This window comes from Chryseobacterium panacisoli (assembly GCF_008274625.1).
Lineage (GTDB): Bacteria > Bacteroidota > Bacteroidia > Flavobacteriales > Weeksellaceae > Chryseobacterium > Chryseobacterium panacisoli.
This window is the reverse complement of the sequence record NZ_VTRU01000001.1, coordinates 1092501-1112166: the sequence shown is the minus strand read 5'-3', so window position 1 is coordinate 1112166 and position 19666 is coordinate 1092501. Positions and strand designations below refer to the sequence as shown.

Here is a 19666-nt window from a genome sequence, read left to right as displayed (position 1 = left end):
TGTTCCGGGCGATTTTGTATTTCTTTATACAGTATAACTTGCAAACGCTTCTTCCAGGCTTTCAAATTTACCTTTGAACTCATCAATAGGACAATCCTGAAGGATATTTCCTTTATGAATAAGAATAACTCTTGAGCAAAGCGCTTCCACTTCCTGCATGATGTGCGTAGAAAGTAAAACGGTTTTCTGCTGGCCGATTTGTTTTACTACATTACGGATTTCAATGATTTGGTTTGGATCCAGACCATTGGTGGGTTCATCAAGGATCAGTAAATCCGGCTGATGAATAATGGCCTGTGCAAGTCCTACACGCTGTTTATATCCTTTGGAAAGCTGTCCTATTTTTTTAGATTTTTCAGGCGTGATTCCTACCAGTTCAATCACCTCATCTACTCTGGATTCAGCAATTTTATGGATATTGGCTACAAACTGAAGATATTCTTTTACATACATTTCCAGATAAAGCGGATTGTTTTCAGGAAGAAAGCCTATTTTCTTTTTGCTTTCAATCTCATGGTTTGAAATATTCATACCATTGAAAATAATTTCACCCTGATCAATTTTCAGCGCTCCGACAATAGATTTCATCAGGGTAGATTTTCCGGCACCGTTCGGGCCAAGAAGACCGATGATCTCATTTTTATCAATAGAAATGTTGATATTGTCAAGGGCAGTCTGCTCACCAAATTTTTTGGTTAAATTGATTATCTGAAGCGGCATAAGTTTGAATGTCTTTTTGCAAAAATAAAATAAAAAAACTCATCCGATAGAATGAGTTTCACAATATTTATAAAATATAATTATTTTCTTGCTTTTTTCTTGGTTCCCCCTGTTGCCGGAGCAGCAGTAGAGGCAGTATTGCCGGCTCCTTTGGTTACAGCTGGTTTTACAGAACCTGAGTTGTCATACATGGCATACTTTCCATTGGTTCTTCCGAAAATTTTCTCCACCTGTTTTTGGGTCAAAAACTGTGATTTTCCTATATATTTCCGGTTCTTATTGATCACCTGGATAAACTGTACGGTTGGCTGGCCATAGTTCTTTTCATAATGAAGCTCAATGATATCATTAGGCAGTTCCAGGATAATATTTTCACCAGGAGCAGAGATAAACCCATCCATAATAAGTTTAAATAATCCGGTAACATCACCATTAATGTTCTGAAATGAAAAAGATCGGATTGTATTCAGGTTAGCGGTGTTCAAATCCTGGTAGTTGACTGTAAATTTATCTTCCTTTTTATAGAGACCAACGGAATTATCTTTACCAATTTCCACCAAACTTTCATTCTTCAACACTTTAATCTGTGAGAAAACTGAAATACCGAACATACATGTAATAAGTAGAATTATTTTTCTCATGAAATGAATTTTAACGTTTTACAACTTGGTGTACATAAATTTACTAATAAAAAAGCTAAAAAGCAATTTTATTTGTTCAAGCAAAAGTAATATTTTTTTTTAATATCATGATGAGATTATCCGAGGATGCTATGGATTTCATTGTTTACGTAAATGTTTGTTAATTAGCTGTTTGTTTGTTTTTGAGAAAGAAGAGTCAATTTGGTTTAAGGCAGATTGGTAATTATTCATGTGATGTAATGCATTGATAAACAGGTTGGAAATCATCCAAGTAAGGCTAGAGTAAAAACCAATTTAAAATTAATGTTAAAAAAATGTCATTATAGATTAATTTCTAAAAGAGAAGCCGAAAACGGAACAGTGGAATTTTCCGAAACAATTTTATAACAATTTATTTCTGGAAACAGAGGATATGAAGGTTTCAAACTCCTGTTTATAACTTCTTCCTACAGCAATCTTATGATTGTTGACAACAATTTCATTATTACTGAATGCCGTCACGAAAGAAGAATTAATGATAAAAGATCTGTGAATTCTTACAAAACCTTTACCCGATAACGTTTGTTCCAGATCTGTAATCTTGCTTTTTGAAATAAAACTTTCATTGGTAACGAGTACTACCTTGATGCCATTTCCCTGACTTTCGAAATAAACGATCTCTGAAAGCGTAAGTTTCCGGTGCATTCCTTCAGTTTTGATGAGGATAAAATCTTCTGTATGGTCGGCTGTAGTTCTCAGGATACGTTCCACAGATTTGAAAAAACGTTCAAAAGTAATCGGTTTCAGGAGATAATCTACAGCTTCCAGTTCAAAACCTTCAATGGCAAAATCCCGGTAAGCCGTTGTGAAAATTGTACGGGGCTTCTGAGGCAGTGACTTCAGGAAATCAATTCCATTGAGGTGGGGCATCTGAATATCCAGAAACATAAGGTCTACAGTCTGATTTTGCAGTGTTTTATAAGCCTGCATTGCATTTTGAGCTTTTCCCACCAGCTTTAAATCGTCGATCTTAGAAATATGGTTTTCCAGTAATGACATAGCCAGAGGTTCGTCATCTACAATAATACAGTTAATCATAATGTGAAGGAGTGGTTATTTCAACTTTAAAAATATTGTTTTCCTGTGAGATCCGGAAGGTAAAATGTTCCTGATAGTGATACTGCAGCTGTCTTTGTATGTTCTGCAGCCCGATTCCTTTTTCATTGGCTGTCTGGTGGCCTGAAAAAGTATTTTCAATTGTAAAAACAGAATGAAGATCATTCGTTTCCAGATCAATCTTTATTTCCGTGATTCCCGAACTTTTTCCAGCTCCATGTTTAAAAGCATTTTCCACCAGAGTAAGGTAGAGCAGGGGCGGAATGGTATTCGGGGTGTTTAACCTGATGTGTTTCTGGATTTTTAATCTTTCATCATGATACCGTAGGCTTTCCAGCGCAATATAATGTTCAATAATAGCCAGTTCATCAGAAACCGGAACCCATTTTTTCTGCCCTTTGTATAAAATATAATCCAGAATATCGGATAGCTGGCTGATTGATTGGGAAGTTTTATCAGAATGGCTGATTGAAAGAGAATAAATGTTATTCAGGGTATTGAAAAGAAAATGAGGATTGAGCTGAGATTTGAGCGATTGCAGTTCCAGCTCGGTTTTTTCCTTCTGCAGTTTGATCGTATGCTCTCTTTCATCCCTGTAGCGGATGATAAACATGATAGAAATAAAGATAAATGCACCACTGATAACAGGAAATGTATAATGGAGCAAAAGGTAAGGAATATCTGTAAAAATGCTGAAAACACTGTCTTTTACTTCATTGGTGAAAAGTGGTTCGGCAATATAAACAAGGAAAAACCTGTTGATGACAGAAATAGCGTAAAGGCTTATCATGAGATACAGCGAAAATGCAACATACTTTTTCCGGTCAAAAAAATGACGGATCAGCACAAAATAAATAAAATTGGCCCCTGCAATCTGGAAAATCAAGTGGCAAAAGTTATAAATTATGACTTCCTTAAAAGCTCCACTTTCATATTCTCCATACATTCTTGCCGTTCCGAATAAAAATAAAGCAATCCAGAAGAACAGCTGGAAGTATAGGATTTGTCTGATCTGGGTTCCTGATGGAGTTTTCATCATCTTCAAAAATATAAAAACTTAGGCTATGCAGGAGAAATGTCATGCCGAATACTTTAAAATAATGTCAGATAACATCATTTATGGTACAAACTGCCTATTTTGTTGTCGACACGGAATAGGCTGTTGTTCGGATTCTATGCAGGAAAGCAGTTAGAAATTGGTCAATATTTGCATAAAAAAATAATGACAGAACGTTCTGAAAGGCTTTACGGATTGGATCATCTGAGAGCAGCTGCTATTTTACTCGTTTTACTGTATCATTACCGGGCATTTAAGCATCCCGACTGGATCGACAGCATTGGAAGATTTGGCTGGACAGGAGTGGATCTTTTCTTTGTTTTAAGTGGTTTTCTGATTTCAGGCCAGCTGTTCAAAGAAATAGAAAACAAGGGAAATATCAGTCTGAAAACATTTTATATAAAACGGTTTTTCAGGATTATTCCGGCTTACTTTTTTACCCTTTTTCTCTATTTTATATTTCCTTTTTTCAGGGAAAGGGAAGCTTTGTCTCCTTTATGGAAGTTTGTTACTTTCACTCAAAATTATGGTCTGGATGTCATCAATCTTGGAACATTTTCTCATGCATGGTCACTCTGTATTGAAGAACAATTTTATCTTATTCTTCCTTTGTTCCTTTTGATCATAATGCCAACACAATTGTTCAGATATATAGCCGTTCTCATGATTGCTGTCATTGGATTTTCTATTACAGTAAGACTGATAGCGTGGAATGAATTTATTGCGGCGGCAGATACTTCCTCCACAGATTTCTGGAAATTATGGTATATGAAAATATATTATCCTACCCATACAAGATTAGATGGCCTGGGAATGGGTGTCTTGATCGGGTATCTCATGCAGTATTCTTCAAGGTTTAAAAGAATAGTTGCCGGTAATGGAAATAAGCTTTTCTTCCTTGGAACAGCACTGCTGGGAATTTCATTTTGGATATGCAATGAACAGGCTTCCAAAACGGCTTCTGTATTTGGTTTTACACTGGTAGCCGCAAGCTATGGAATTATTCTGATGGCTGCCATTTCCCAATCGTCTTTCCTGTATCGTTCAAAGTCGTATATTACTGCTCAGCTGGCAGCTTTATCATATGCTGTTTACCTTTCACATAAAGGAATTATCCATATAGTACAGGGACTTTTTGATTATTTTAAACTTGTAACCACAGATAATATCACTCTTTTGATTTGTCTGTTTGCTTGTATTTTGGGTGGCTTGTTTTACCGTTTTGTTATTGAAAAACCTTTCTCTGTCCTTAAATCCAAAGTTTTAAAAAAAATCTGTATAGCCTTCTAAATATGTAAAAATTACCTGATATTACTCCTTTATTAACGCAAAGTTTTTTTAATTAATATAATAAGGGAGTAAAGCTGAAATCAATTTTATTGATTCTTACTGAGCTGATGATAATCACGCAGCTTCAATGTGACCTTGCCGCTATTTCTTTGCCCTCTTGAAACCTTGCGTTTAAGAATTTATATCCCGCAGATTATACAGATTGAGCAGATTTTTACAAATAATGGATCTGTATGATCCCGTCCGGAATTTTTTTTAAATCTGCTTAATCTCCTCAATCTGCGGGGGCATAAAAAATAAAAGAGTCAGTTTCGGAATAGAAACTGACTCGTAAATATTTAGCATAAAAATTATTGATTGGAAGTCATTGCTTTTAGAACCACATTTTTTATGGAAGCCTCTTTAAAACTCCAGTATTCACTTTTTTCAGGCATCTGATTTTCTAAAATGACTAAAGTAGTATCTGTAGAAGGAAAATAGACATTAAGGCAGGTGAATCCATCGCCGAGACCCGTTACGGCAAAATAATCAAGGCCTGCTTCTTTGATAAATCTTACATTGTATCCAAACCCCATACTTTCTTTTCCAAAAACATTGTGCTGTGAGCTTGTGGAAGGAGTCAGCATCTGCTTTTGAAACTCAGGAGAGAGAAGCTTTCCTTTAAATAATGCCGCATCCCATTTGGCAAGATCCTGCACTGTAGAAATAATACCAGCTGCAGGTGCAATATTATCATTCAGGAATGATTGTTTCACTTTTTCAAACTGATTGCCTTCGTTCATGTAGCCGGGAACAAGAGACTGATTGTTCTTGGTATTGAATACCAGTGTTTTATCCATTCTCAGCTTTTTGAAAAGAGAAGTGGCAAGTTCTGTGAAGCTTTTTCCAGTTGTGTTTTTAAGGATTTCTCCCAACATCATATAGGAAAGGTTACCGTATTTGAATTGGGAACCGGCTTTGAACGATGTCGGTTTATTGATATCTGTAATGCCATGGGTGTGATTCAGAAGATGGTGTATGGTAACTGTATCTGCCCAGCTTTGGGTAAGAGAGGGAAGATACTTTTTGATAGGGGTGTGGAGGTTTAGTTTTCCTTGTTCTGCAGCCTGTAAAATCAAAACAGCGGTAACCTGCTTTGAATTGGACATGATTTCAAACTGGTCATCGGTTTTCACCGGGATTTTCTTTTCAAAATCTTTGTAACCATTGGATTTCAGGTATTGGATTTCTCCTTTCTGAGCAACCAACACAACGCCGTTGAATGCAATAGGACTGGAAGCCGTTATGATGCTGTCTATTTTGTGCTTATAAATGTCTTTTTTCTGAGCTGTTGCGGTAACAGACAGTACTGCTGAAAACAGGGCTGTGAAGAATAATTGTGTTGGGGTCATTATGTTTTTTGTATTGAAAAAGTAAGAAATGTATATGACATTAAAATGTTTCCAAATATATGTATTTCCGCTCCTACTTTTACTGTCAATATTTTAATTAATTTAGTTTCATGAAAATAAAAACCATTAGCCTTCTCATCATCCTTTTCTCTATTATTTCCTGCAAAAAAGATAAAGAATATCCGAAATATGTTGAGCTGCAATCCGGAGGCGGAACATATTCACTGTATATAAAAAACGGAACCTTTGAATTTTTAAAAACAGAATTTATAAGCCATGATCAGATTTCAACAACTCCATTTTCAGAGGGGAAATATGAGATATCTGGAGATGAGCTTATTTTAAAAAGTGATAAAGGAAAAAAGTATACTTTCAAAATAGGGAATGAAGCGGAGCTGATCTCAGAAGAAATGGATTCTTTAAAAGATCTGAAAGGATTGTACCCGGTTCAGATTCTTCATAATAATAAAATGCCGAAAGAAATGGGACGCCTGGATTCTTTAGGGAGGAAAAATGCTTTGTGGCTTTATTTCAATGAAAAAGGGAAGGTAATAAACCAGCGGTTGTATAAAAATGGGGCGCTATTGAAAGATAATTATAAGTCTGATATTATTATAAAATAAACAACATAATTTATCATTTTTATCTCTCGCAGATCTTGTAAATTAAGCAGATTTAAAAAAATAGAGGAGAAAATTATTTTAATGCAAAGTTGAATTACTACTTTCATAATTATTTAAATAATAAAACTTTGCGTTTAAGAAACTTACAGCTCAGTAATTATCAATAAAAAGGCACCATTTACAAGTAAATGGCACCTCGTCACTGAATATATTTGAATGTAAAATTGTTTTAGTTTATCTATTCATTCTGTTTGATTTGTGGGTTATTATTAATCTCTTTATTAGGAATCTGGAATCTGAATTTATCCGGAGTAAGATTGAACCTTCCAAAAGTATGGTTCGTCCCTGTGTATACTCTTTCTAAAGGAGTATTTAATCTTTTCATATCAAACCATGCATAGCCTTCGCCCCAAAGTTCTATCCTTTTTTGAAGAACAATCTCATTGATGAGTTCATTGCCTGACTTTGTAGATAGGATATAACCCTTATCCCTTTTCGACGTAATTTCGAATAATACCTGTCTTGCTTCCGTTTCTCTTCCCTGTCTGGCAAGGGCTTCAGCCTGTACATAATATAATGAGGAAGCCCGGATGTAAATATAATCTCCTTCAAAAAGAGTAGGATCCTTAAACTTCCAGCTTACATAAGGCGGATAATTTTTTGTTTTTCCGTTAAAAGTATAAGCTGCAGCCTGACTGCCATTGAATACTTTCTTACGGTAGTCCGTGTCCGGAATTGCTTCATAAAGACGTTTGTCTATCAGTTTACGGATCTGTGCAGCTCCGGCATACCCTTCGTTGGTATTATCAAACATCGAGAAGAATGAGGCATAATAATTTCCGATGCTCATAGTAGAAATCGTATTATGAAACCCCCATATTACTTCAGGATTATTGATATTGGAAAATCCGGTGGTGGTATAATCATCTTCTGTCATAAGACCAACGCCCTGTCTGCTTTCTTCAGCATATTGGGCTGCTTTGATGTAATCTCCCGTTTCCAGAAATACTTCAGCAGCAATTGCTTTGGCTGTTCTTCTGTCGATCTGGGCTCTGGACGGACGGGCATACGTATCTAAAAGCGTAATAGATTCCTCAATATCATTTTTGATTTGTCCATACACCTCGGCTACAGTTGATCTTGGAAGTCCCTGGCTGGGATTACTTGTGGTAAGTACTAATGGAAGTCCCGGTTCAGACTGATGACCGTTATAATCATTGGCATAAAAACGAACTAAATAAAAATAAGAGTAGGCTCTCAAAGCCAATAACTGTCCTGCAATTGCTCTGTTCTTTGCGTTTGCATTTTTATCCAAATCATCGAGAAGCTTATTGATCACAAATATTCTTGCATAAAAAGTAGTCCATACAATCTCAGAGGCGATGTTGCTCGCATTGGTTGCTTCATAATTATAAAACATTCCCAAATGCTGGTTCGTAGACTGGATGACATCATTGGACATCAGGTCGGCACCTGCTTTGATTCCCATGATTCCGAAATCTGAGTGAACGGTAGTACCGCCGGCGCCATTACTGCGAAGATCAAGATAAATTCCGCCCAGGATTTTTTCCGGACTGGAAGAGTCATTATTCAGCTGTTCACCTGAAATATCACCTTCCGGTAAAGTATTGAGATCATTGGCACAGCTGTTGATCATAAAACCTATGGTTACAGCTGCTATAAAGTATTTTATTTTTTTCATTCCTATTCTTTTAAAAATTAAGCTTAAAACCTAAAGAGACACTTGACAACAGAGAATATCTATATGCATCAGAAACTCCCGTCAGTGAAGCTCTTGGGTCATATCCTTTTCTCTTAGACCACAGATACAGGTTGTTACCTGTTACATAGATTTTCAGCCCTGATAAACCTGCCTGCTGTGCAAAACCATCAGGAAGCTGATAGGAGAGTGTTACATCCTGAAGACTGATATAATCCGATTTAATCAGATAAAGCGTTGAATTTCCGTTTTGGTTCGTTGCAGTGAGATCTACTCTCGGCAGCGCTGCGGTCGGGTTTTCAGGAGTCCATGTTTTATCCAGATCCGTTGAATAGTTAGATCCATAGCTGTCCGAATGGAATAAGCTTCTGTAAATATCATCATATCCATACCCTCCGAACTGATACGCGAAATTCACTGCCAGATTGAATCTTTTATAACTGAAATCTGTTCCAAATCCACCATATACCTTAGGAATCGCTGATTTGCCAGTATTATAATCTGTAGCTTCCTTATAATTATTGGTGACTGTTCTTTCCTCTTTCTGAGTGGCAGGATTTATGGATGTACGATACCATAAAGCATCTCCGTTTTCAGGATTTACCCCGGCAAATTCTTTAAGGAAATAAGTATAGCGGTCTCCACCTTCTGTAAGGATAAACAATCCGGAAACCAGACCTGTATTTCTTTGTTCAGCCGGTAATCGGGTAATCTTATTTTTATAATGAGTGGCATTGGCATAAAAGCTCCACTGGAATTCATCTCCTCGAAGAATATCCACACTTAAATTCGCCTGAACCCCTCTGTTTATCATATCCCCGATATTTCCGTATTTTACATAAGAACCGGCATTGGACGGGGGAAGAGGAAGGGTGTAGATCATATCAGATACTTTCCTTTCAAAATAATCAGTATTCAGGGTTATTCTGTTTTTTAAAAGTGAGAGCTCAAAACCGGCATTCAGATTTTTGGAAGTTTCCCATTTTAAATCCTTATTTCCTTGTTTTTTAAGTGAGAGAACGGGCTTGTCATCCCCGAAATTATTAATTCCGTAGATATCCTGATAAGCATAATAATCTCTGCTGGAACCTCCTAAAAGAATGTTGTCATTTCCCTGCTGCCCATAAGAAGCTTTTAATTTTAAAGAATTAATCACACTGTTGTCTTTAAGAAAATCTTCTTTTGCAATATTCCAGGCCAGTCCCAATCCATAGAAGTTTCCCCATCTGCTTTCCGGAGAAAAAACGGAAGAACCATCTCTACGGATATTAGCATTAAAGAAATATTTTCCGTCATAATTATACAATAACCTTGTGAAGTATCCTTCTACAGCATATTCATAACCGCTTCCTGATAAATCTGTAATTTTCACAGCATTGTCAAAAGACTGAGAGTCAGGTAATAAAAGCTGCTGTTTTGTTCCTGAAAAGCCATCATCTTTTATTTTGTTCAGCTCATGGCCTACAAGAAGATTAAAACTGTGATTTCCAAGTTTTTTCTGATAAGTAAGCAATTGCTGGTGGTTCAGAGTATATTTAAAATTAGAACCTTGCGAAATCGTTCCCCCTACAGAAGATGAAGTTCCTCCTTGCGTATTTCCGAACTGGAGATTTCTTGTATTTTCTAGATAAGCACCAAAGTTGTAAGTGAAATCAAGTCCTTTGATGATTTCATAATTTAATCCAAGATTTAGATTGGTGATATTACTTACGATCTGAGATTTATCTTTCTGAAGGTTGCCCACAGGGTTTTCAAAAACGGCATAAGATCTTGTTGCTCCGTTGGGGCCCTGACCGTCTCCATAATCGTATAAAGCATTTCCATTGCTGTCATACAATCTCTGATAATTGTTATCCCTAAGAAAAACAGGATAAAATGGAGCGATATTTCTTGCAAACTGGAAAGGGTTGGAAAAGCCCCCTGTCTCCCCAAAATCCTGCTTACTGTAGGTATAAGACAAAGCACTGGTCAATTTCAGTTTTGGTGTGATAGAGTAGTCTACATTTGATCTGATACCGAATCTTTCAAAACCGGAAGAAATTAAATATCCTTTGTCATCCAGATAATTAAGGGAAGTATAAGATTTTACCTGATCTCCATTGGCATTGATTCCTACTGTTGCCTCTCTTCTCAGGGCAGGTCTGAAAAGCAGTTTTTTCCAGTTGTCCTGATACAATAACTGTGCATCCGGATTGAAAGATCCATCCTTTGAAATCAGTTGATTGAACGGGACATTATAAACATTATATCCTAATTTATTCAGTGCTGAAAGTCCCACATCATGCGGGCTTGGTCCGGAAGGAACAGCTCCGGGTTGCTTCAGTCTTGCGATTTCGCCAATTCTGGCTCTGTTATAATAAGCAGTATAATAATCCTGTGGAGAAGTGTAAACAGAGTAGTCCTCAATAGATCTGAAATTGACACCGGTTCTTACATCGGCTTCAATACTTATTCCTTTACTCTTTCCTCTTTTTGTATTCACGATAATCACTCCGTTGGCTCCTCTGGAACCATATAAAGCATTGGAAGAAGCATCTTCAAGAAAAGAAATACTTTCAATATCCGATGCGGCTATGCTGTTCAGGTTTCCGCTGTAAGGAATACCATCCAGTACAATTAAAGGATCACTGGAAGCATTGATAGAACCTATTCCTCTCATTCTGATGGTTGGCTGAGAACCTGGCTGCCCTGAGGAAATTACCTGTACTCCTGCGACTTTTCCTCCAATCCCCTGAAGAATATTTCCGTTTTGAAGATTAGACAAATCTTTTGCCTTCAATGACTGTACAGATCCTGTGATCTCTTCTTTCTTCTGCTTCCCGAAGGCTACCACAACCACTTCCTTTATCGAAGTTTCTTTGGAAAGGCTGTCTTTAGTTTGGGCATAGCCATATTCTGCGAATAGGAGTAAGGCCAATACACCAAGTTTACATTGTTTCTTTTTCATTATATTAATCTAGGTTTAAAGTTGAACTGTGTATTACTGCTGATCTGTCTGTACTCAATAATATTTTCCCTTCTCCTTTTTCAGGGAGATATAAGAAATAGTATCGTAAAATGTACAGGAGACGTACCCGGATTAAAGAAGCCTTGAACTTATGGCTTTAATTCCTACAGTAATGAATGTATCTCTTAAAAAGGTGTCACATCATCATTTCGCACATCATATCAAAGCACATGTCTTGAGAAATACAGTTGTGCTGTGAAAGGCCAGGCTCTGCAGAACACTTATGCTGTGCAGCAGCTATTGCCAGAATAGTGCATAGGTAAGAATCAAAGGAGTTCTTATTCATGAGAATAGAATTTTATGTTTTTTTTAACTGTGTCAAAATTATTTAATAATTGAGAAACTCCGGTAAAAGGAGGGTATGAGATAAATCATATTAATCTACTAAATTGGTAGACTAATAATGTTTTGTAAAATGTATTTTATTTAACTGTTTGCAAATCAATAAATTGTTTTATTTGGTGATATGTTAAAAATTTATAAAAAAATAAAATTTGTGGATGTGAATTAAAGTTAATATAATAAGTCTATTGTTTTTGTAGACTTATTGTTTATTTTATAACACAAGGTCAGTTTTGGCTAAGAAGAAGATTGATCCGGTGAAATCTTCTTTAAATGCATTTCAGAATTTTACATCAACAAAAAATTAAAGAAATGAATATTGTTTTAACAGGTTCTCTCGGGAACATCGGAAAACCACTTACAAAAGAACTTATACAAAAAGGACATTCAGTAACGGTGATCAGCAGTAAGGAAGAAAGAATAGCAGCAATAGAAGCTCTGGGAGCAAAAGCTGCTATAGGCAGTATGTTTGATACAGAATTTCTTACAGAAGCGTTTACAGGAGCAGACATTGTTTATTTAATGGAAACAATGGAAGCTGCGGGAGATCTATTTGATAAAAATATTGATTTTATCGGAAAAATCAGTGAAATCGGTCGCTATTACAAAACTGCTGTAGAACGTTCGGGAGTGAAGAAGATTGTTCACCTCAGCAGTATTGGAGCTCATACGGATCAGGGGACAGGGATTATTGTCTTTCATCATCATGTAGAACAGATTCTGAAACAATTACCTGATGATATTGCAATTAAATTCATTCGCCCTGTCGGTATTTACTTCAATATGTTGTCGTTCATCCATACAATAAAAAACAAAGGTGCTATTGTTTCCAACTGGGGAGGAGATCAGAAAGAACCGTGGGTTTCTCCGTTGGATATTGCAGAGGCTGTAGCTGAGGAAATTGAAAAACCATTTGACGGGAGGACAATACGCTATGTGGCCAGCGATGAGGTCTCTCCTAATGAAATTGCAAAAGCTTTGGGAGAATCAATCGGTAAACCGGATCTGCAGTGGAAAGTAATTTCAGATGAAGAATTATTGCAAAACTGGCTTCATGTTGGTTTCAATGAGCAGGTGGCTCAAGGTTTTGTAGAAACGCAGGCAAGTCAGGGAAGCAGAATTCTGTACGAAGATTATTATCGGCATCAGCCTACCCTGGGGAAAGTAAAACTGGCAGATTTTGCAAAAGAATTTGCCGCTGCTTACCAAAATGAAGAAGTGTAGTATTGAACCACAAAAGTCACAAAAGATTTAGCAATTAAGTTAGAGGAAGAGGATATCTTTGGGTAGAGTAGTTCACATAAATTTTTAAAATCTTCGATTTACTCTTAAGTGTACAGTATTAACCGTAAACATCGGTAAAATCTGGGCTATCTGTAGTGTAATAACTTGTAAACAATTTGTAATTTTATAGATATGGAACAACGGACTATAAAAAGAATAAAACCCATTACAGAATTTCACCGTTCAAGAGGGTTACCATCTCCTGAGCATCCGTTGATCAGTGTGATAGACTACAAAAATGTCAAACGGCCTGATGATATCGGAGAAGTCAATTGGATGCTGGATTTTTATCAGATTTCTTTAAAAATAGGATTGAATGGTAAGCTGAAATATGGCCAGAATGAATATGATTTTGATGAAGGAACATTATTTTTCATTTCTCCGAAACAGGTTTTCAGAATTGAATCATATTCCGGTCCGAAAGAGAAACAATCCGGCTGGATGCTGTTGATTCACCCTGATTTTCTGTGGAATACCTCACTGGCAAAAACCATAAAGCAATATGATTTTTTTGACTATTCGGTGAATGAAGCTTTGTTTCTTTCAAAAAAAGAAGAGCTTACCATCAATGGAATTATAGAAAATATTGAACAGGAATATCATGGGGTGATTGATAAATTCAGTCAGAATATTATCATCTCCCATATTGAAACATTGCTCAATTATTCTGAACGGTTTTATGAAAGGCAGTTTATCACCAGAAAAATAACTCATCATACCATTCTTAACCGTTTGGAAACTTTATTGGAGGATTATTTTAATGATAATGATCTGGTGTCAAAAGGATTACCCACAGTGCAGTTTACGGCCAAAGAACTTGGGATATCACCCAATTACCTTAGCCGGTTATTAACGACCCTTACCGGACAAAGTACCCAGCAGTTTATTCATGATAAGTTGATTGAAAAGGCAAAAGAAAAGCTTTCTACTACAGATCTCTCAGTAAGTGAAATTGCTTATGAACTGGGCTTTGAGCATCCACAGTCCTTTACAAAACTGTTTAAAAATAAAACCCGGCTTTCTCCGCTGGAATTCCGAACTTCTTTTCAGTAAGGAATGGATAAATAAATTTTCCTAATGCACACAAATCCATAGTATTATTAACTTTTAATGATGCTATGGGTTTTTGTGATACTGAAAGTAGAATCGAATGCTCAGTTTTAATTAATTTGATTTAAATAGGAAAAGCATACTGAAGTTTTTAAAAGAAAAATAAATCTTATTTTTGAAATAGCTTTATTCTGCACAATTTTTGCTGTAACAAGCTACTTTTGACGGTTAAGACATAACCGATAGTACAAAAAACTCTTCCAATATTTATTTATGATGAAAAAATACCTTATTTATATATCACTTTTGGGAGCACCTTTGTTTTGGGGACAAAATAAAGTAACCGAAACATCTGCTTACCAGCAGAACTGGAAATTGTCTGAGAAGGAAAATGCAGCAATGGCATTTGATGCTGATATTAAGCTATCTGAGGCAGAAATGGTTTTGGATAAGAAAATATTCCAGGTGCGTAAACAGTTCTTGAGTGAAACAGAAGCAAAAAAAATATCTTTATACAACAGCTCTTTTTATGAAATAAGACCATTAATAGAAGGCAGTAAACTGTACGAAGTATTACAGAATATGCCTAAAGGAGGCTTGCTGCACACCCACAGCGGTGGGATAACGGAGGTGCAATGGATTATTTCGGCTGCCAGAAAATACAATGAATGCTACGTTTACGATCAGAAAGATAATGATCAGTTTATTTTCGGACAGCTGGCTTTTTTTGAAAAAGGAAAAGTTCCGAACGGATTTGTCAGTCTTGATAAAAAACTGAACACAAACCCTGATTTTGAAAAACAATTACAGGACCTTCTTACTCTGAAACGTGATCATTTATGTTCCTATACAGATTATTGGATTGAATTTGAAAAACGTTTTAAACGTATTAATCTGTTGCTTCCTTACCGTCCTTTCTTTAAAGAATATTATTTAAAAGGATTTCAGGATTTGATCAAAGATAAAGTACAGCACGTAGAAATCAGATATATTTTTGAAGAGCTTTACGATTTCCAGCATGGAAAATACCCTTTAAAAACTTCCATCACAGATCTGCAGGACATTCTTAAAGAAATACATCAATCTGATCCGCAGTTTACCCTGAAACTGATCTATTCAAGTTTTAAATTCCTGGATAATGAAAGTATCGGAAAACAGCTGGAAACAGCATTTGAGATGAAGAAAGAATTTCCGGATATGATCTCAGGTTTTGATCTTGTGGCAGACGAAGCAGCAGGACACAACATCAATTTCTTTGAGAAAAACTGGACAAAACTGAATGAGCTTAACAAAAAGTATGGCGTAGAAATGCCTCTTTTCCTTCATGCCGGAGAAAGTAATTCTGCCCTGAATAAAAATGTGCTGGATGTCGCTTTATTAAACAACAAAAGAATCGGCCATGGCTTGAATCTGATCTACTTTCCAAAAACCATGGAGCAGATCAGAAAACAGAATAAACTGGTTGAGGTAAGCCCAATCAGTAACCAGGTTCTGGGATATGTAAGTGATATGAGGAATCACCCTGCCAGAGTATTACTAAGCAATGGAGTGCAGTGCTCCATCAGCAGTGATGATCCTTCAGTGTACGGATATACCGGGCTTAGCTATGATTTCTGGGTAGCACTAGTGTATTGGGAGCTGGATGTAAAAGCGTTAAAAAAACTGGTTTTCAATTCCATTAATTATTCTTCTCTGAATGAAAATGAGAAAAAGAAAGCGGTAACTTATCTGAACCTGCAATGGAATGATTTTGTTCAGAAAACGAATCAAAAATTAAATTAGTCAGGGTTTTCCTGAAAAAATAAAATCGCATTATTGACTTAATAATGCGATTTTTCTTTTAATATCAATGAAGACTATTTTTTCAGCTTTGATTTGGAGGATAATACCCTTTTTACGATAGAACCCAATTTTGAAGGGCTTACTTTTGTGAGTACTAACGATTCACAGCCGTTGAAGATTGCAAAAAGTTTTAAGGTTTCTGCAAAAGGGGTAAGCCAGACTTCAGGATCTATTGTATCATTTTCAATATGTAAATGAATAAGCTCAAACTTTTTTTCCTTTCTGTGCGCTTTACAGTCAACTCTTCCTATAAACTGATTGCCAAACAGGATGGGCAGACAAAAATATCCATACTGTCTTTTTTCCTTTGGAGTATAGCATTCCAGCCTGAAATCAAAATCAAATATCTGCTTGATCCGGTCGCGGTGAATAATGGAATTATCGAACGGAGAAAGCAGCCATACATTGGAATCTGTCAGATCAAAGGTTTTTTCCAGCAAATCATTTTGAACAAAAACGGAATTTCCTCCATCAACCTTGACTTTCGAGATTCTATCTTCTTCCAGCATAGTTTGTAACACTTCATTGACATTTTTCTTCAGGTCATTTCCCTTGCGGAGATGCGTAATTTGTTTTATGGTGGTAAATCCATAAGCACGGAGATTGGTTTTCACCAGATATTCTGCCAACTCAAATGGAGTAGGTTCTGTACTATCAATGGAAGAAGGTAGAACCCTTTCAGCCAGATCATAGGTCTTCTGCATTCCGGAACGCCCGCTGATCATCAGATCTCCCTGCATGAAAAGTCTTTCAAGAGCTAGTTTGGCAGGCTTCCAGTTCCACCAGGTTCCTGCTTTATGACTTTCGTTTTCAAAATCCCTTGCCCGTTTAGGCCCTTCATTGCGGATGGCGTCTGTGACATATTTCATTACTTTTGAATCTGCATTGTAGTAGCGGGATTCCCCTCGCTTGATGGTCTGCATTTGAGGTAAAACATACCGGAAATCCTGCATCGGAAGATAAGAAGCGGCGTGAAACCAATATTCAAATATTTTACGTTCCTCTACCAGTTCTTCCAGATAATCTGCCCTGAAGTCCGGGATTCTTGTCCAAAGTGTATGATGATGGGCACGCTCTACCATAGATAAAGTATCAATCTGTACATATCCGAGATGTTCCAAAGCATGAAGAACCGCATCTTTTCCGGTTCCGAACGGTGTATTTTGTGTTAATCCCTGACTATCTAATGTTGCAAGCTTTAAATGCTCCAATGTTAACTTCTTTTCCATTTCCGGAGAAAACAGGTTTGTTTGTGATGATTTTTCAAATATAATGATTTGACTGAAAAGCATTGAGTAGCATATCATTTAAATACCCCGCCAGGGATGACTGATAACTGAATATAGAGGAAGTGTCAGTTGTTATTGCTGTTATCCCTTTTTAATTCTCTTTCAATCTCATTCACATAAGGTAAGGGGAGATGAAAACTTTCTTCAATATATTTTCTTATATATTCATCAGTTTTGCTGTTTATTTTTCTGATAAAAAGTTGATTTCCAGACTGTAAGTGTTCGATGTAAGTGGATGTATCCCGTGTGTTTGGAAAAATTGATTTCTCAAGTACCGCTCTTTTATCATCATTGATGATGATATCATTAAATGAAGTATTCATAAGAACAGTCTGAAAAAAAGATTCTGCCGGCAGAAAAGTATGAAGATAATAATCTTCAAAATCCATTACCATTTTGTTATTGGTTAAAAATGTACAGGTTTCTCGGGTGAAAATAAACCATTTTCCACCAATATAGGGAATCACTCCCTTCATAAATGTTCTTTTATAGATGAAGGATGAGATCATATAAGCTAATTCCGTAAAATGGTTCTGTATTCTCTGCAGAGTATCCGGTCTGTAAAATTTCTGGTCATAATAAAAAAGATAATTTCGGTCTTTATGGGTGGAAAGAAACTGGCGGATGATGTTTTGTGATTTCAGAGGATGATCTTCACCGCTTAGGTTGATAAAATAATCCCATTCTTTACTTACATTGAGCAGAAATTCCATAGCATTCAGCTCTGCCTGAACCATATTGAAGCCTCCTGACACAATATTCAGGCTGTCCAGAATATAGACATTGGGAAATTGAACGATGTACAGCTGTATTTTTTCAATGAAATCAGGTTTAGCTTTTCTGTCAATATGGATAAGATAAAACTGGTCCCTTGTATAAATCTTCTGAAACATCTCTTTAAACACCTTAGGTTTATGATGCAGCATAATAAAATAAGCAATCCTTACATGCGAGCCTGTAGGTGATTCCAGAGTTTTGGGATAAGGTTTGGCTATGGGATCGGAAGTTTGCATGATTCGGCGTTTAAAATCATCCGCGAGAGCAAACAATTTGATTGATTGGTAGAAGGTAAGAATAATTTTTTGATAATCAATCATTTAAATAAAGTTTTGTTTGCCTTTTTTATTGTAAGTTTGCAGAACATTTATAAAACAGGTCACTGCCTTTGCTATTCTGTCATAGTTTAAAATCACATTTTTTTCTTTCAGTTTTGCTTTTTCAGCTACCAATTTATAGTCTTTATTTTTCAGAAGAAATCGAGATTATAAAGTTCTATTGTAGAGAAGCGATACGTCATGGCTGCATAATCCATACTATAACTAAGGATATTATTGTAGCTAAAACAAGAAAAAGATGAGCAGAAAAAAGTATTCTTTATTTGTTTATCCTTAATAATATACCAACTCAATTCTGATAAACAGACTTGCTTACGAAATACCGGAAAGCCGGAATTTATAATGAATTTTAAAAATTTAAACCTGATTAATCCCATTATCCGCGCAGTGACAGAAGCAGGATATTCCAGACCTACTGAAATACAGTGTAACGCAGTTCCACCTATTTTAACGGGCAGGGATGTTCTGGGATGTGCTCAGTCAGGTACAGGAAAAACAGCAGCATTTATTATGCCTATTCTGCAGCTGTTGAAAAGGCATACTACCGATCATAAAGAAATACGGATTTTAATACTTACACCCACACCGGAATTGGCCAGACAGCTGGAAGAAAATCTTGGAATTTACAGTAAATATTTGCCATTGTCTCAGCTTTCTGTGTATGAAGGGATTCCTGTCGGAAGCCAGCTTGCAGCGCTGAGAAAAAGAGTGGACATTCTTGTGGCAACACCCGGAAGACTGCTCGATCTGGAAAATCAAAGACATATTGATCTTTCAAAAATTGAAGTATTTGTTTTAGATAAAGCAGATAAAATGCTTGAAATGGGTTTTATTAATGAGATAAAAAAAGTGGTAAAACTGCTTCCCCAGAAAAGACAAAATCTGTTTTTTTCTACAACAATGCCGGGAAGTGTAAAACATTTTGCCGGAACAATTCTGAACAATCCTGTAGAGGTTACTGTTAGTCCGGATTCTTCTGCAATACAGACTACTAAGAAGCCGGTTGGTTTTGCAGAAAAAGAAAAGAAAAAAGATATGCAGACGGATACTCTGCAAAAAAAAAACATAAGATCACTGCTTTTTACACGTACCCAACATGTAACCGGCAAACTGGTCCAGCAGTCGTAGAACCTCAGTATATCACTGAAAACTATGTGTACAGGATCAGAACAAGAAAAGGAATAGAATCTGTAACGTTTA

The 19666-nt window shown here is 36.3% G+C and carries 16 protein-coding genes; 6 read left to right on the top strand and 10 right to left on the bottom strand.

All coding sequences use genetic code 11. The features are described 5' to 3' along the window. Positions 1-24: 24 nt before the first annotated feature. The 4 genes from FW781_RS05020 to FW781_RS05005 all read right to left on the bottom strand — a co-directional run bounded on the left by FW781_RS05020 (position 25) and on the right by FW781_RS05005 (position 3495). Positions 25-720: an ABC transporter ATP-binding protein gene (locus FW781_RS05020; protein WP_149386410.1), complete on the bottom strand. Its 696-nt coding sequence runs from the start codon at positions 718-720 to the stop codon at positions 25-27. Positions 721-800: 80 nt separating this feature from the next. Then, entirely contained in the window at positions 801-1361 is a 561-nt protein-coding gene (locus FW781_RS05015; RefSeq protein WP_149386409.1) for a hypothetical protein, read from the bottom strand. 381 nt (positions 1362-1742) lie between these two features. After that, the gene (locus tag FW781_RS05010; RefSeq protein WP_149386408.1) at positions 1743-2438 is read right to left on the bottom strand and encodes a LytR/AlgR family response regulator transcription factor; all 696 of its coding nucleotides are present in this window, start codon (positions 2436-2438) and stop codon (positions 1743-1745) included. Then, positions 2431-3495, bottom strand: coding sequence for a sensor histidine kinase (locus tag FW781_RS05005; protein ID WP_149386407.1), 1065 nt, complete (start codon positions 3493-3495; stop codon positions 2431-2433). Before FW781_RS05005 ends, FW781_RS05010 begins: the two co-directional genes overlap by 8 nt. Positions 3496-3678: 183 nt before the next feature. On the opposite strand from FW781_RS05005, the gene FW781_RS05000 reads away from it, so the two are divergent. Next, positions 3679-4803, top strand: coding sequence for an acyltransferase family protein (locus FW781_RS05000; RefSeq protein ID WP_149386406.1), 1125 nt, complete (start codon positions 3679-3681; stop codon positions 4801-4803). 350 nt (positions 4804-5153) lie between these two features. Here the strand turns inward: FW781_RS05000 and FW781_RS04995 are convergent, their stop codons facing one another. Next, positions 5154-6194, bottom strand: coding sequence for a serine hydrolase domain-containing protein (locus tag FW781_RS04995; RefSeq protein ID WP_149386405.1), 1041 nt, complete (start codon positions 6192-6194; stop codon positions 5154-5156). Positions 6195-6304: 110 nt separating this feature from the next. Between FW781_RS04995 and FW781_RS04990 the strand changes: the two genes are divergently transcribed. Then, positions 6305-6817 (top strand): hypothetical protein, encoded by a 513-nt coding sequence (locus FW781_RS04990; RefSeq protein ID WP_149386404.1) that lies wholly within the window; start codon positions 6305-6307, stop codon positions 6815-6817. A gap of 238 nt (positions 6818-7055) precedes the next feature. Here the strand turns inward: FW781_RS04990 and FW781_RS04985 are convergent, their stop codons facing one another. The 3 genes from FW781_RS04985 to FW781_RS22345 form a co-directional block, all read right to left on the bottom strand. Continuing rightward, positions 7056-8519 (bottom strand): RagB/SusD family nutrient uptake outer membrane protein, encoded by a 1464-nt coding sequence (locus FW781_RS04985; protein ID WP_149386403.1) that lies wholly within the window; start codon positions 8517-8519, stop codon positions 7056-7058. A 10-nt stretch (positions 8520-8529) separates the two neighbouring features. Beyond that, positions 8530-11484: a SusC/RagA family TonB-linked outer membrane protein gene (locus tag FW781_RS04980; protein WP_149386402.1), complete on the bottom strand. Its 2955-nt coding sequence runs from the start codon at positions 11482-11484 to the stop codon at positions 8530-8532. A gap of 196 nt (positions 11485-11680) precedes the next feature. Continuing rightward, a complete protein-coding gene (locus FW781_RS22345; protein ID WP_172625667.1) occupies positions 11681-11830 on the bottom strand; it encodes a hypothetical protein in 150 nt (49 codons plus the stop codon). Positions 11831-12198: 368 nt separating this feature from the next. Here FW781_RS22345 and FW781_RS04975 point away from each other — a divergent pair, with 368 nt between their 5' ends. From FW781_RS04975 to FW781_RS04965, 3 genes are all read left to right on the top strand, one after another. After that, positions 12199-13110: an SDR family oxidoreductase gene (locus FW781_RS04975; RefSeq protein WP_149386401.1), complete on the top strand. Its 912-nt coding sequence runs from the start codon at positions 12199-12201 to the stop codon at positions 13108-13110. Positions 13111-13302: 192 nt separating this feature from the next. Continuing rightward, the gene (locus FW781_RS04970) at positions 13303-14223 is read left to right on the top strand and encodes an AraC family transcriptional regulator (RefSeq protein WP_149386400.1); all 921 of its coding nucleotides are present in this window, start codon (positions 13303-13305) and stop codon (positions 14221-14223) included. A gap of 270 nt (positions 14224-14493) precedes the next feature. Further along, positions 14494-16002 (top strand): amidohydrolase family protein, encoded by a 1509-nt coding sequence (locus tag FW781_RS04965; RefSeq protein ID WP_149386399.1) that lies wholly within the window; start codon positions 14494-14496, stop codon positions 16000-16002. A 74-nt stretch (positions 16003-16076) separates the two neighbouring features. On the opposite strand, the gene FW781_RS04960 is transcribed toward FW781_RS04965, so the two are convergent. Next, entirely contained in the window at positions 16077-17291 is a 1215-nt protein-coding gene (locus tag FW781_RS04960) for a winged helix-turn-helix domain-containing protein (RefSeq protein WP_149386398.1), read from the bottom strand. 125 nt (positions 17292-17416) lie between these two features. Next, the gene (locus FW781_RS04955) at positions 17417-18364 is read right to left on the bottom strand and encodes a beta-1,6-N-acetylglucosaminyltransferase (RefSeq protein ID WP_149386397.1); all 948 of its coding nucleotides are present in this window, start codon (positions 18362-18364) and stop codon (positions 17417-17419) included. A gap of 444 nt (positions 18365-18808) precedes the next feature. Between FW781_RS04955 and FW781_RS04950 the strand changes: the two genes are divergently transcribed. Continuing rightward, complete coding sequence (locus FW781_RS04950; RefSeq protein WP_149386396.1) at positions 18809-19594, top strand: DEAD/DEAH box helicase; 786 nt, start codon at positions 18809-18811, stop codon at positions 19592-19594. The last annotated feature ends 72 nt before the right edge of the window (positions 19595-19666 follow it).